Raw genomic sequence first — 13,338 nt, 5'->3', positions numbered from 1 at the left:
TTTCGCGTCGCTTTTGTTCATTTGCCGGCTTCAAAACGGAATATTTTCGGGCTCCTTCAAAGTTGATTGAACCGGGCGCATTTCAGTCCGTTTGTTCGCCGATATGCTCCCGCGGGAGGAATCGAAGCGGTGCGTCCGGCGGTCGCATCGATCGCCGGCATGAACAACCAGCTTTGAGGCCTTTTATCGATGACCATGCCAATTTCACCGGATCGCGGAACGCGTATCCCGGATCGCGTCACGCGTATCCCGGATCGCGATACGCGCATCGATGTGTTCCGCGCCCTCGCTCTGCTGATCATATTTGTCGACCATGTCCCGGGCACGGTTTTCGAAACCCTGACCTACAAGAATTTCGGCTTTTCGGATGCCGCCGAGGCCTTCGTGCTGATCTCCGGCATGTCCGTCGCGCTCGCCTACGGCTCAAAATTCCGGTCCGGAAACCGGCTCATGGCCACACTGAAATTGTGGCGCCGCGCCGGTGTGCTCTATGTCGCCCACATTGTCACGACGATGGCGGTGCTGGCCATCTTCTGCGCGGCGGCGGTGTTCGCGAAGCGGCCGGACATGCTGACGCTGATCAACATCGAGCCGTTGATCAGGAACCCGCAGCAAGCGCTGATCGGCATCGTCACGCTTGGCCATCAGCTCGGCTACAACAACATCCTGCCGGTCTATGCGGTGCTGCTGCTGATGGCGCCAACCTTCCTGCTGTTCATCAGCCGCAGGCCTTTCACGGCACTCGCCCTATCCGGAGCTCTGTGGCTGGTTGCCGGGATCTACCAGATCGCCCCGCCGAATTATCCTGAGCCCGGCTTCTGGTTTCTCAATCCGCTGTCGTGGCAATTCCTCTTCAACATCGGCCTGGCGAGCATGCTGCATATCAGGCGTGGCGGCACCATTCCGGTCAATCGCTGGCTGGTCGGCGCGTCGGCGGTCTATGTCGCGGCGGCGTTGGTCTGGGTGCACAGCCCGCTATGGGGGCACGTGTCGTGGCTGAACCTGCCCGTGGTGCTGACCGGCTTCGACAAGACGTTCCTGTCGCTGCCGAGGCTGCTGCACATCCTGGCGGTGAGCTACCTGATCGTGGCGTTTCCTTCTGTCTCGAACCTGTTCCGCACCAGCCGCGACCATCCGCTCGCCATATTGGGCAAACGATCGCTGCCGGTTTTCATCGCCGGCACGGTCATCGCCATGGCGGCGCAGGTGATGAAGCTGATCAACCCGGGCGGGTTTGCCTATGACAGCTTGCTGATCGCCGCCGGCATCGCCATGCAGTTCGCGCTCGCCTATTATCTCGAATGGCTGTCGGGTATTGGGCGGTCCGGCATGAGCAGGCCGGTCCGCAGCGAGGCGTCGCCTGTCCATACGTCCTTCGGCGTGGGCGGCATGGCGGCTACCAACCCGTAGAGCATTTGCAGCCAAGTGGAATCACTTGGCTTCGCATGGCGTCGCAGAAATGCGGCTAAAACGAATAGATAGAGCGGGATGCCCAGTTCAATTTGAATGCATCCCGCTCCAGATGTCCGGGCTCAGGCTGTTTTGGGCGGCGATCCGGAAGATGCCCTGACGACGAGCTCGACGCCGAGCGTCTCGCGCCGCACCGTGCCGTCGAAATCGAGGATCGTTCGCGCCGCCCGGCGGCCGATCTCGGCGATCGGCTGGGCGATCGTGGTGAGCGGAGGATTGCAAAGTGCGGCGTCAGGCACCCCGTCGAAGCCGATGACGGAGACGTCGCCGGGAACCGCGATGCCACGCGCGGCCAACCATTCGATCGCGACCATGGCGATCCGGTCCGACATCGCCAGGATGGCGGTCGGCGGCTCTGCTGAGGCGAAGATCGTTTCGAGGCCGGCTCTGGTGCTGGCTTCGTCGTTTTCGGTCTCGTATACCGGAATCCCGGCGGTATCGATGCCGAACCGGGAAAGCGCCTCGAAATAGCCGACGAGGCGATCGCGCGTGCCGGGGTAAACGGCCGTCCGGACCTGCTCCGGCGAGACAGGACCGGTCCTGTCGTCGGCGAAAGGCAGCGACAGAACGGCGAAGCGCCGATGGCCAAGCTTGGCAAGATGGTGCGCCGCCAGGCGGGCGCCGGCGACATTGTCGACGCCGATTGCCGAAACAGTGTCGTCGTCGAAACCGAGCTCAAGCGCGACGAAGGGGAGTTTGCGTTCGCGCGTCAGTTCGACGAGGCGTAAGCCGCCCTCGATGCAGAACAGGATGAAGCCGTCGACCAGCGCGCTCTGGATGTTCCAGGCAAGCTTCTCCTCGTTGCCGGCCGATACCAGCGCGATGCCGGCACCGGTGGCGTCACATGCCTCGGAAATTCCGGCCATCATCGTGCGGGCAAAGGGGTCTTCGAAGAAATAGGACAGCGGCTCGGTCGTGGCGACGCCGATCGCGTTGACCTTGCCGGCGCGCAGCAGTCGGCCCTTGGGATCCGGACCCGCATAGCCCATCGCCTCGGCCGCCGCCTTGACCCGTTCGCGGACTTCCTCGCGCACGATCTCGGGACGGCTGAACACGTTGGAGGCGGTGCCGTGCGAAACCCCGGCGGCCTTGGCGATGTCGGCCAGCCGGACGGGTCTTGTATTGCCTTCGGTGGATGACGCCATTTTTGCCTGCGGAGTCCTGCTTAGCACTTTCGTTGGATCGATTCAAATTTTTGCTTGACAATGATGCGGTCGGGTGTATTTTTGAATCGATCCAATTTTAGCCCAACTGTCGATTGGATCGATTCAGGAAGGAGAGAGCCATGCACCCCGTCAATTGTCTGTTCGAGGACGTCTATCGCAACGACTGGAGCATTACCTCCAACGAGGTGACCCGGACACGTCGCGGCAGGGCCGGCCCGTGGATTCGCGATCTGCGTTTTCTCGTGGAGCGCAAGCGGAGCTGATCGGCACGGCATTATCGGGCCTGTCGATTGGATCGATTCAAGTTGAAAAAAGGAGCGAAGCCATGCATCCGATCAAGCACCTGTTCGAAGACATCTATCGCAACTATTGGGGCATCTCGCCGGCCGCTGATAGGCCGGAGCGGCGCCGTCTGACCAAGCTGGCCGCACGCAATCGCGACCTGCCGGTCCGGCCCGAACACCGGCAAGATCGGCCATCGTCTGACTGACCGTCGCACGCGGTTGTGCATCATGGCTGCTGAGACGCTTCTCGCGAAATGGCAAACGAATGTACTCGGCGGCTTTCGGGTCGATCGCGACGGTCTGGAGCTCGAACTTGGCCCCAAGCCGCCGAGGCGCGCTCGATGTCCTGCGCATTCTCACATTGTCAAAGGATCATGTCTGTTCGATCGAAACGCTGCAGAATTGGCTCTGGCCGGATCTTGACGGCGGGCAGGCCAATGCCGCCTCGATCAGGCGCTGTATCGGCTGCGAAAACTGCTTGGGCGATCGGACTTTATCACGCTGCGCGAAGGCAAACTGCGGCTTTCGCCGGAAATAGTCTGGGTCGATCTCGACGAATGGGAAAAGCAGGTCAAGAAAATCGTCGCCGCAGGCGAGACGATTCCTGAAACGGCCTTGAACCAGCTGTTCGCCAGTTTTCCTGGTCCACTCCTTTTTTGGACAAGCCGAACCGGCATGGGCGATCGCGGCCGACGACCGGGTTCGCTACAGCTACGTCGACCTTGCGATGCGTCTAGGCAAACGCACGAAAAGGCAGGAAATGGCCTCGGGGCGAGAACGGCATACGCGCGGGCGCTCGACCATTTTCCCGAATCCGACCGTCTACACAGCGTGCTGACCGAACTGCGGTCAAAGGCAGGATGATTTCGCAGGCGCGGCCGAGGATTATCAGCGGTATCTGCGCGTGCTCGAGTCCGCAGGACGGGAGCCGTCGCCGATAATCGTTGCGCTGGCATGTCGATTCTAAAAGTAATTTCCGCGCGGGGCGATCCGTAAGCCATACGTAAGCTCGGCTCCATTAGTTTTCACCCGACCGATAACCTTACGACGACGCGGGGCTGAACTGCCTGCTCCAGCGGATGCCCGCGTGTCTCGGATCGCCGAGCCGAGGCAAGGACAGGTCAGGCGGCTGCGTGAAGATCATGCAGGCGATAGTTAGTTGGCGGCCGCGACCGAGCATCGGTCGAGCGCTCGGCCACCCAGGAATGAGGAGGAAGATCATGAGCATTGTGACTCCTGTTACGGGCTTTACGCGTTCCACGGCAATCGCCCTGCTGGCGTCGATTTCCAATCTAACTCCGGCCCCCGCGCAACCCGCAGATATAGGGGCGTTTCAGACCCTTGAAGCACCTATGGACGTGGATGCGCCCGAGATTGATGACCTGATGACCACCGCGCGAGCTCAGGGTCTCGTGCGTGTCATCGCGAGGGTCGCTCGACCGGCAGGCGTTCCCACTGACAGAATCGGAGCCGCTGAAATAGCGGCGGCGACAAATGAGTTCGTTAATCGCGCGCAGAACCTAGGCGTCGCGGGCGCAGAACCGATAGTCGGTCTTCCACTAGCCGTGATCGAAGTGACGGCTGAACAATTGCGCCAGATGGCCGCGGCGGGCCTCGTGTCCCATATCGTCGAGGACGTCCCCGAACCACCGACGCTGCAGGACAGCATTCCTCTCGTGAACGCCGATGACGCGGCTACCCTCGGCGTCAACGGCGCGGGTCAGACTATCGCCATCTTGGATACGGGGGTGGAGGCCGCCCACCCGTTCTTCGGCGGCCGCGTGGTCTCGGAAGCCTGCTTCTCGTCGAACTCCACCGCGTCGGGCGCGACCAGCGTCTGCCCCGGAGGCGTCACCAACTCAACGGCTGCAGGATCAGCGGCTCCGTGTGGCAATGCCGGATGTGATCACGGCACGCATGTGGCTGGGATCGCTGCTGGCAGCGATACGGCGAGGCGTGGCGTGGCGCCGCAGGCCGACATCATCGCGATCCAGGTGTTTTCACTCTTCACTGACTCGACCACACCGGGTGGTCCCCAGTCTTGCGCCAACAATGGCAGGCCCTCGCCCTGCATCCTCACCTTCCAGTCGGATCAGATCCGCGGACTCCAGCGCGTCTTCGATCTCCGCAACAATTTCACCATAGCGGCCGTGAACATGAGTCTCGGCGGCGGCGACTTCGCGACGTGCGATAACGATCCGCGCAAGGCACTGGTCGATCAATTACGCGCCGCCGACATCGCGACTGTTATGTCGTCGGGCAACGGCGGTTCGAGCACAGGCGTCGGGGCTCCCGGCTGCATCACCACGGCCATTACGGTCGGCAACACCACGAAGACCGACACGGTGGCCACAACGTCCGACAGCGCAGCCGTTGTCGATCTGCTCGCCCCCGGCACCAACATTACATCCTCCATACTGAACGGCAATTTCGGTGCGAAAACCGGCACCTCGATGGCGGCACCCCATGTTGCGGGTGCAGTCGCCGCACTACGGTCGCTGCGGAACAATCTGACGGTCGACCAAATCGAGCAAGTTCTCAAGTGTACTGGTATCTCGATTACGGACACACGTAACAATCTGACGCGGCCGCGGATCAATCTCGAGGCAGCGGTGCGTGCCTTGCCGACGACGACACCGGTGTGCGGAGAGGTAGTCGCTCCTGTTGTTCAATACATCCTGGAAGATGATGAGCCGCTGGGGGTCCGGGCGATCGCGCCGATAATCGACTACGCAATCAAGGCGGCTGAGTAGCGCAAGCATAAAGGCTGCTGATTGCAAACACACTAGTTTAGTACCTAATGAACCTGGTTATACAAAGGAGCAAGTGATGAGACGGAATTCCAAGATCAGTATTTCTGTGGCCACATTGGCGCTGACTATAGCTGGAGTGGCAGGTTCGACCAAACTCGCGCGTGCGCAGGACGCAGTCACTGGTAACATCGACATCCTTGCCGCCGATCCGGGAGATTTCGTGATCCAGCTCGACAAAGCCGGCCGATGCGGGTCGAAATACTTTCACATCCAGAGGACCAGTGGCAACTTCAAGGAGACGGTGGCGCTCGCGTTAACAGCGTTCGCGACGAATAAGGTGATGGTCGTGTTCGTAACCGGCTGTGCCAACGACAGGAACATTATTAGTCACGGATACGCCGGGCGCTAAGACAGATTGAGCGCGTTGAAGGCCTAGTGTATATGAGCTCTATGGATTGCCGTTTGTCGGTCAACCTGATCTGGGGTCTGGTGGTCTGCATGTCTGGCGTGCCGGACACGGCGCTCTCGCAAGGAACAATGTGCAACGGCCGGACCCCGGCCGATGCCATCGTGACGCTGGCCGAGAATATGAAGACAAACCTAATCCGTGTAATAATTAGAATTCAGGGAGATCAGGATAGTGAAGCCATCGAGCAGGAAACTAGCGCCTTCGCCTCGTCCTTAAGACGAGCGGGGGCGGTGACGGCCGAACCGATCAGCGGCCAGCCTCTGGTCGTCGCAGAACTCGCCAAGGACGAGTTGCTGCGGCTTGCTGATGATCCCCGCATCGTATGTGTCACACGCGACGAGCCGGAAGCCGCTGACTGAGCTGGCCACCGAGACTGCATGCATGGCCATTTCAGCGAAGCGACATCGGGGGAGACCGGCCCGCATTCCACTTTCCCTTATCTCGCTCTACTTCAGCGTTGGAGTGCCTACTCACTTAATCTGAACACAAGAAGATGATTGCGAGCGCGGTGCAAATAATGTGAGCACCGTCTCAGCTAAATTGAGCATGACCGCATCGCCAGTCTCAATTATCCTGAGCAGGAAATCGGTGATACCAACCGAGCTCCCCCGATGGGTGCGGGAATGACGTTTCAGGAGCGCGGGCGCACCAGTGCCGAGGCTGCAACCGCCAGCCAGCCGGCGATGAGCAAGGTGCCGCCGATCGGCGCCGACATCGGGAAAAGCCGCGAGCCGAGGAAGTCACGAGCGAGGAGATCGCCGCAGAACAACACAAGCCCGACAAGAAGAATAAGGCTTGCGCTTCGCAGGATCCGGTTTGCGCCGACGAGGCCGACGGCAAGAAAGACCGGCGCATGCATGAGCAGGAACGACGCGACCGTACCGACGAAAGCGCCGCCCAGATGTGCCGCCGCGGCAGAGAGCGCCACGCCGGCCGCGCCGCACAGGCCGCCGGTGAAAACGAGGGCGCGGCCGCTGCCGCTTGCTGGGTGGTCGGCCGTGCTCATGTCTTGGACTCCGTAAAGTAGTGATGGCCCGCAAACCGTGTCAGGATTTGCCGGCCTGCACCAGCATGTCGCGTGCGCGGCGCGACTGGGCCAGCCAATTATACGCCGCTCCGCCTGCCATCAGCACGGATGTGCCGAGAAACACCGCGCGCATGCCGAAATGACCGCCGACGAAGCCGCCGAGCAACGGCCCGGCGACCTGTCCGACATATTGCGCCGAGATCGACAAGCCCAGCACATTGCCGCCGACGCCGTCCGGAACATTGTGACGGATGACGCTGGTAATGCAGGGCAAGAGACCGCCAAGCGCCAGCCCCATCAGGAAACGCAGGCCGACAAGCTGCCAGCCCTGTGTCACGAAGGCCTGTGGGATCAACAGCAGCGCCGAGATGGTAAGCGCCCCAATGATGACGTTCCAGTGGCCGATGCGGTCGGCGAGCTTGCCGAGCCGTGAGGCCGACAGGATGGCGCCAAGTGCCGCCGCCGACATGACGACGCCGGAGGTCAGTGTTAGCAGGCTTTGGTCCTCGATGAGCTGCTGGACGTAGACCGTGATGATCGGCTCGATCGACATGGTGGCGAAGCTCAACAGCATGCCGGTCACCAGCATGGCGACGACCGGGCGTTTGTCCGAGATTTGCGACCAGCCGCCTTTCGGCTTCTCAGTCGGTGCTGATTTGTCGGCTGCCGGGCGAGGGTTCTCCTTGATGAGAAAGGTCGTTGCCAGGAACGCCAGGAAAATGACGCCGCCGGCGAGCAGGAAGGTGGCGCGGATGCCGATTAAGGGCGGCAGCGCCCCGCCGAGCAGGGGACCGACGAGGGCGCCTGCGGTGATGCCGGCCGACAGCACGCCCAGCGCCCAGCCCGACCGGTCCTTCGGCGTCTGCATGGCGACGAGAATGGTCGAACCCGAGGAATAGCCGCCGGCGAAACCGATCAGCAGGCGCAGCAGCACCAATTGCCAGACAGTCTCCACCATGCCGGTCAGCGACATGCAGACGGCCATGCCGAAACTAGCGCGCACCAGCATCAGCTTGCGGCCGTAGCGGTCGCCCAGCCGTCCCCACAGCGGCGCCACCAGCGCGGCGGCGAAGAACGTCGCGCCATAGGCGATGCCGGACCACTGCACAACAGCCGCGTGCCCCTCGGCACCCAGCTGCTCGACGTAAAGCGGCAGGAAGGGTAACAGCAGCGTCATGGCGACTAGTGTGCTGAACGAGCCGGCAAAGCACACGGCGAGATTGCGGCGCCAGTGGATGTTGTGGGCACCTTGCATGGCAGGGGTGGCTTCTTGCGGCATGTCCTGTCCTGTCCGGCAAGTCTCTGGGCGACTTGTTCCGGATACCATTTTGGGATACCAAGTTGGTATCCGTCATGGACGCAAGCTCGACGGCTGTCAATGCGGCGCTCTCAAACGTGATCGGCAAACGATGGTAGTCGAGCCGATCGCCAGCAAAACGGCCAGAACGGAACCGCCATGTCGCAGATGCAGAATGTCGAAAAGCAGCTTCGGGAGATGATCCTCGGCCTGGAGATCGGTCCCGGCGAGCGGCTGACGGAACGCTGGATCGAAAGCCGCTTCGGGGCGTCGCGCACACCGGTCAGGGCAGCATTGCTGCGGCTCGAGACCGATGGTCTGGTGTGCCGCGACGGGCGCGGCTGGACGGTATCGCCGATCAACCTCGCCGAGATCGAGCAGATCGCCGTCTACCGCGAGGCGGTCGAGGTCGCGGCGATCAAGCTGACTTGTGCCTTGGAGGACAGGAGCGCCGTCGACGTCGTCGAGGCGATGCTGGACTCCTGCGACGCCGGCACCCCGCGCGAGGAATGGCATCGCGTCGGCATGGACTTTCACATCGAGCTGGCACGGCTGTCCGGCAACGAGTTCCTGTTCAGGGCGGTTCGCGATGCGATGACGCGCCTGTCGCGAGCGCGTTGGCTGGAGGTGCGCGACGAGGCGGCACTCGGCCGTGCCTGGGCCGAACACCGTGCCATTCTGGCGGCGGTGCGGGCCGGCGATGCGGATGAGGCGGCACACCGGCTTTCGGCTCATATCATCGGCAGCCGCGACCGGCTGGTGACATCATTGCACAATGACCGGCGCGGCCTGCGTGCCAGGGGATTTGCCGTCGTCGCGGCGTGATTGCGGAGGCAACCACTTTCGCCCTCGCTTCGCGAGCGCCGATGGCGTAAGAGCGGCGATGGAAAACAACCGATTTGAAACACCCGTGACCGTCAAGTCGGGCGCGGAAGGTACCACTCAGCTCTTGCGTACGGTCCGCGAGGCTTCCGACTACCTCCTCAACAACTGGCCCGGCAAGCGCAGTCCAAAGCATCGCGAAGCGCTGCAGGCCTGCCATGATGCGCTGGCCGGCGACAAACCGGCGATGACGGCAAGGCGCGCCTTCATCGCCGCCGCGCGTGAAGTGAACGTGTTCGTCAGCGACAAGGCGCCGGCCTGAGAACGCAGCGGGATTCCTCGGCTAATCCGATCAGTCTCGCCGGCCGGATGCGTTTTACTCTGCCGTTTCCGTTTCGGTCTCGGACGTGGTCTCGTCTTCGGGCTTCGAACGTTCCTTGGCTGCGACCTTGGCCGCTTGCTTTTCCGCCTTCTTGGCGGCCTTCTGCCGGTCGCGTTCCTTGCGTTCCTGGCCGTAATTCGGTGCTCGCGCCATATCTCTTCCTTTCACAATCCCACAGGTTTCTTAGCCCTGCCTAGGAGCATTGGGCAGCAAACACAACACCGCAAAGGGCGATCGGCTCCATACACAGCCGGCAGGCCGGCTGAACACGGTTCCGTGGCTTGCAAGATAGCCGGCACAATGGTGTAGGAGGGACCGGGGGCAAATCACAAGCCGACTTTTCACCAAGTGACCGATGGCCACCCTTCAAAGAAACGCACAGAAGCTATTCTACTATGCGCGCAATGCCGTGCGCGATATCGCACCGCAGGCGCTGTTCCGCCGCAGGCTCGCCGGGCTGCTCGATCAGGCCAGGCTTTCGGACGGATCGGTCCGCGCGCGTCTCAACTACTACAACAGATTGCAGGAGGCTTTCGCGCCGAGCGCCGGGGCCGTGCCGGTCAGCCGGCTACCGAGAGGCCGGAGCATGTATTACTACGATCTGAAAGAATTTGCCCGCTACTTCGATCCCGATTTGCGCATCGACCTCGAATTCGGCGACGTCATCGAAGTGCCTGCGATGCCGTCGATCGTCAAGGATCGGCCGATCGCCGGCGACAACAGGAACGGGGTCCTGTTCAAGCTCAACAAGTTCCGCCACTTCCACATGCCCGCCGACGATGTAGCCTTCGCGGACAAGCTGCCGGTTGCGGTGTGGCGCGGCGAGCTCAACAACCCGATAAGGACCTTGCTTCTGGAGGCCGCGCGCGAGCTGCCCTTTTGCGATGTCGGCACGCCCAAACCGACGGCAGCACCGGAATATCGCAAGCCTTATCTGAGTATCGACCAGCAGCGGCGCTGTCGCTACATCATTTCGCTCGAAGGCAACGATGTGGCGACCAACCTAAAATGGATCATGAGTTCAAATTCGCTGTGCCTGATGCCGCCGCCGACATACGAGACATGGTTCGCCGAAAGCGATCTCGTGGCCAACGTCCACTATGTGCCGCTCGAACCTGATTTCACGGATCTTGCCGAGCGGGTGCAGTATCTCGAACGGCATTCGACTGAGGCCGAACGCATCGTTGCCGCCGCCAACGCCTATTGCCGCAAGTTCGCCGACGAACGGGCCGAGCAGGCGATCTGCTTGCTCGTGCTCTACAAGTATTTCGTGCTCAGCGGTCAGATCGAGCCTGATCCCGAGGTCTGGCGTTTTATCTCCGGCTAAGCCCGCAGCGACCTTCGACCTGATCCGGATCCGTAGTCAGACACCTTCCCGGTCAAGAACCAGATCGGCCGGACCAAACCGGTCTTTTGCCGTGAACTGCTGGTGCCAGTAGGGGTAGAGAACGGGCGGGCGGCTGACTGCGTCGAGGCGTGCGCGCTCATCGCTGGTCAGCACCAGGCTTGCAGCGGCGATATTGTCCTTGAACTGTGCTTCGGTCCGGCCGCCGATGACCAGCGAGCTGATGGCTGGCCGGCCGAGCAGCCAGGCAAGCGCCACCTGCGCCGCCGACACGCCATGGTTGTTGCCGATATAGGCGAGCACGTCGACGATCCGCCATAGTCGGTCCTCATCACGGATCGGCGGTTCAGACCAGCCGCTGAGCTGGCGGGCGGTGGCCTGGTCGCGGTTGTATTTGCCGGACAGCAGTCCACCGGCGAGCGGGCTCCACACCAGCACGCCAAGCCCCTGGTCGACCGAGATCGGCAGCAATTCATATTCGGCTTCGCGCGCCTCCAGCGTGTAGTGGATCTGCTGGGTAACGAAGCGCGGCTGGTGCTGGCGATCGCTGATCCCCAGCGCCTTCATCACTTGCCAGCCGGAATAGTTGGAACAGCCGACATAGCGGACCTTGCCCTGGCTGACGAGCGTATCGAGCGCGGCGATGGTCTCCTCGAGCGGCGTCGTGCCGTCCCATTCGTGCAGGAAATAGATGTCGATGACATCGGTCCTGAGGCGCTTCAGGCTCTTCTCGCACTCGCGGATCAGATGATAGCGCGACAGCCCTTCGTCGTTGGGACCGTCGCCGATCCGCATGCGCGCCTTGGAGGCGATCAGCACATCGCCCTTGCGCTTGCCGCCGAGCGCTTCGCCGATGATCTCTTCCGAAAGCCCGTTCGAATAGACATTTGCGGTGTCGATGAGATTGATGCCGGAACCGATGCAGAGGTCGATCATCCGGCGCGCCTCGTCGAGATCGGTCTTGCCGACCGCCGAAAACGCGCCGGCGCCGCCAAAGGTCATGGTGCCCATGGTCAGCGTCGAAACCTTCAGCCCGGAACGGCCGAGTGTGCGGTATTCCATGTCAGATCCTCGCAATTGCGTTGAGAAGGGCTGCTTCGAAGGCTGCCCGATGGAGCCTGGCATTTGTAGGACAATTCGAGCCGCTTGTCGTGCATGCCATGGAGGCTGATCGATCACATCTCACGGACCGGCGCACGGGCCGGCTGCAATAAAACCGTCATTGCCGGCCTATATGCAAGTCGGCTCAAGGTGTTCGATCTTGGCCGGCAGGCCGGACGCCGACACGGGCGTGCACGCGGAGCAGCATAAATGACCGAAGCAAAACAGAATTCTCCCGCCAAGGACTGGCTGGAGGCGGAACTGGCCGACACGCTTGACGAAGACTACGAGCTGGAAATGTCGGAACCGGCGCTGTCGCTGGAAATCGCCAAGATCTACAAGAACGCGCATCCGCCCTCGATGGATCGCCAGCAATATTTTCGTGACCTGATCACGCTGCAATCCGAATTGATCAAGCTGCAGTCCTGGGTGGCTTACACCAAGAAGAAGCTGGTGGTGGTTTTCGAGGGCCGCGATTCGGCCGGCAAGGGCGGCGTCATCAAGCGCATCACCCAGCGGCTTAATCCGCGCATCTGCCGCGTCGTCGCCTTGCCGGCGCCGACCGAGCGCGAGAAGTCGCAGTGGTATTTCCAGCGCTACGTGCCGCATCTGCCGGCAGGCGGCGAGATCGTGCTGTTCGACCGCTCCTGGTACAATCGCTCCGGCGTCGAAAGGGTGATGGGCTTCGCCGAGCCGGATCAGGTCGAAGAGTTTTTCCGCGACGTGCCGGAGTTCGAGCGCATGCTGGTCCGCTCCGGCATCACGCTGGTCAAATACTGGTTCTCCATCACCGACGAGGAGCAGCAAATGCGTTTCCAGATGCGCATCCATGATCCGATGAAGCAGTGGAAGCTGTCGCCGATGGACCTGCAGTCGCGCGTGCGCTGGGAGCAGTACACCAAGGCCAAGGAAGAGACCTTCGCCCGCACCAACATTCCCGAGGCTCCCTGGTTCATCGTCGAGGGCAACGACAAGAAGCGGGCACGGCTGAACTGCATCGATCATCTCCTCAAGCAGATGCCTTATGAGGAGGTGCCGCACGAAGAGATCACGCTGCCCGAGCGCGTCTTCAATCCCGAATACGAGCGCCAGGTGCTGCCGCGCGAGCTGTACGTGCCGGAGAAGTATTGAGGCACGGCTCCCTTCTCCCCTTGTGAGACCTTTGCACAGAAGCCGAACGGTGATTCTGTGGTGATGGTCGCAGCAGGGAGATTCGGGATGG

Annotated in this window: 15 protein-coding genes; 10 read left to right on the top strand and 5 right to left on the bottom strand. The window is 61.8% G+C overall.

Translation table 11 applies throughout. The features are described 5' to 3' along the window. Positions 1-189: 189 nt before the first annotated feature. Positions 190-1,410, top strand: a complete 1,221-nt coding sequence (locus tag CIT26_RS03840) for an OpgC family protein (RefSeq protein ID WP_095491332.1) — start codon at positions 190-192, stop codon at positions 1,408-1,410. Positions 1,411-1,532: 122 nt separating this feature from the next. On the opposite strand, the gene CIT26_RS03835 is transcribed toward CIT26_RS03840, so the two are convergent. Then, positions 1,533-2,615 (bottom strand): LacI family DNA-binding transcriptional regulator, encoded by a 1,083-nt coding sequence (locus CIT26_RS03835; RefSeq protein WP_095491331.1) that lies wholly within the window; start codon positions 2,613-2,615, stop codon positions 1,533-1,535. 140 nt (positions 2,616-2,755) lie between these two features. Between CIT26_RS03835 and CIT26_RS36415 the strand changes: the two genes are divergently transcribed. The 5 genes from CIT26_RS36415 (at position 2,756) to CIT26_RS03805 (ending at position 6,501) form a co-directional block, all read left to right on the top strand. Then, a complete protein-coding gene (locus CIT26_RS36415; RefSeq protein WP_095491330.1) occupies positions 2,756-2,899 on the top strand; it encodes a hypothetical protein in 144 nt (47 codons plus the stop codon). A gap of 62 nt (positions 2,900-2,961) precedes the next feature. Further along, the gene (locus tag CIT26_RS36410; protein WP_095491329.1) at positions 2,962-3,126 is read left to right on the top strand and encodes a hypothetical protein; all 165 of its coding nucleotides are present in this window, start codon (positions 2,962-2,964) and stop codon (positions 3,124-3,126) included. Positions 3,127-4,140: 1,014 nt separating this feature from the next. Next, positions 4,141-5,673, top strand: a complete 1,533-nt coding sequence (locus CIT26_RS03815) for a S8 family peptidase (RefSeq protein ID WP_167391268.1) — start codon at positions 4,141-4,143, stop codon at positions 5,671-5,673. 76 nt (positions 5,674-5,749) lie between these two features. Continuing rightward, positions 5,750-6,082, top strand: a complete 333-nt coding sequence (locus CIT26_RS03810; RefSeq protein WP_095491326.1) for a hypothetical protein — start codon at positions 5,750-5,752, stop codon at positions 6,080-6,082. A gap of 53 nt (positions 6,083-6,135) precedes the next feature. Next, positions 6,136-6,501 (top strand): hypothetical protein, encoded by a 366-nt coding sequence (locus CIT26_RS03805; protein ID WP_143747781.1) that lies wholly within the window; start codon positions 6,136-6,138, stop codon positions 6,499-6,501. A gap of 272 nt (positions 6,502-6,773) precedes the next feature. Here CIT26_RS03805 and CIT26_RS03800 read toward each other — a convergent pair whose 3' ends face one another. Together CIT26_RS03800 and CIT26_RS03795 are read right to left on the bottom strand one after the other, a co-directional pair. Further along, on the bottom strand, positions 6,774-7,148 hold the full coding sequence (locus CIT26_RS03800; protein WP_095491324.1) for a DUF423 domain-containing protein: 375 nt from the start codon (positions 7,146-7,148) through the stop codon (positions 6,774-6,776). A gap of 40 nt (positions 7,149-7,188) precedes the next feature. After that, positions 7,189-8,448 (bottom strand): multidrug efflux MFS transporter, encoded by a 1,260-nt coding sequence (locus CIT26_RS03795; RefSeq protein ID WP_095491323.1) that lies wholly within the window; start codon positions 8,446-8,448, stop codon positions 7,189-7,191. A gap of 177 nt (positions 8,449-8,625) precedes the next feature. On the opposite strand from CIT26_RS03795, the gene CIT26_RS03790 reads away from it, so the two are divergent. Continuing rightward, complete coding sequence (locus CIT26_RS03790) at positions 8,626-9,291, top strand: GntR family transcriptional regulator (RefSeq protein ID WP_095491322.1); 666 nt, start codon at positions 8,626-8,628, stop codon at positions 9,289-9,291. After that, a complete protein-coding gene (locus CIT26_RS03785) occupies positions 9,242-9,610 on the top strand; it encodes a DUF982 domain-containing protein (RefSeq protein ID WP_245319086.1) in 369 nt (122 codons plus the stop codon). Before CIT26_RS03790 ends, CIT26_RS03785 begins: the two co-directional genes overlap by 50 nt. Before the next feature lie 54 nt (positions 9,611-9,664). On the opposite strand, the gene CIT26_RS03780 is transcribed toward CIT26_RS03785, so the two are convergent. Further along, positions 9,665-9,823, bottom strand: coding sequence for a hypothetical protein (locus tag CIT26_RS03780; protein WP_023798419.1), 159 nt, complete (start codon positions 9,821-9,823; stop codon positions 9,665-9,667). A 202-nt stretch (positions 9,824-10,025) separates the two neighbouring features. Between CIT26_RS03780 and CIT26_RS03775 the strand changes: the two genes are divergently transcribed. Continuing rightward, complete coding sequence (locus tag CIT26_RS03775; protein WP_095491320.1) at positions 10,026-10,997, top strand: glycosyl transferase family 90; 972 nt, start codon at positions 10,026-10,028, stop codon at positions 10,995-10,997. 36 nt (positions 10,998-11,033) lie between these two features. Here CIT26_RS03775 and CIT26_RS03770 read toward each other — a convergent pair whose 3' ends face one another. After that, positions 11,034-12,077 (bottom strand): aldo/keto reductase, encoded by a 1,044-nt coding sequence (locus CIT26_RS03770; RefSeq protein WP_095491319.1) that lies wholly within the window; start codon positions 12,075-12,077, stop codon positions 11,034-11,036. A gap of 249 nt (positions 12,078-12,326) precedes the next feature. Between CIT26_RS03770 and ppk2 the strand changes: the two genes are divergently transcribed. Further along, positions 12,327-13,247 carry a polyphosphate kinase 2 gene (gene ppk2, locus CIT26_RS03765; RefSeq protein WP_095491318.1) on the top strand — a complete coding sequence of 307 codons (921 nt, stop codon included), beginning with the start codon at positions 12,327-12,329 and terminating at the stop codon, positions 13,245-13,247. Positions 13,248-13,338: the final 91 nt, after the last annotated feature.

This window comes from Mesorhizobium temperatum, assembly GCF_002284575.1.
Lineage (GTDB): Bacteria > Pseudomonadota > Alphaproteobacteria > Rhizobiales > Rhizobiaceae > Mesorhizobium > Mesorhizobium temperatum.
This window is presented reverse-complemented; position numbering and strand designations above follow the sequence as displayed.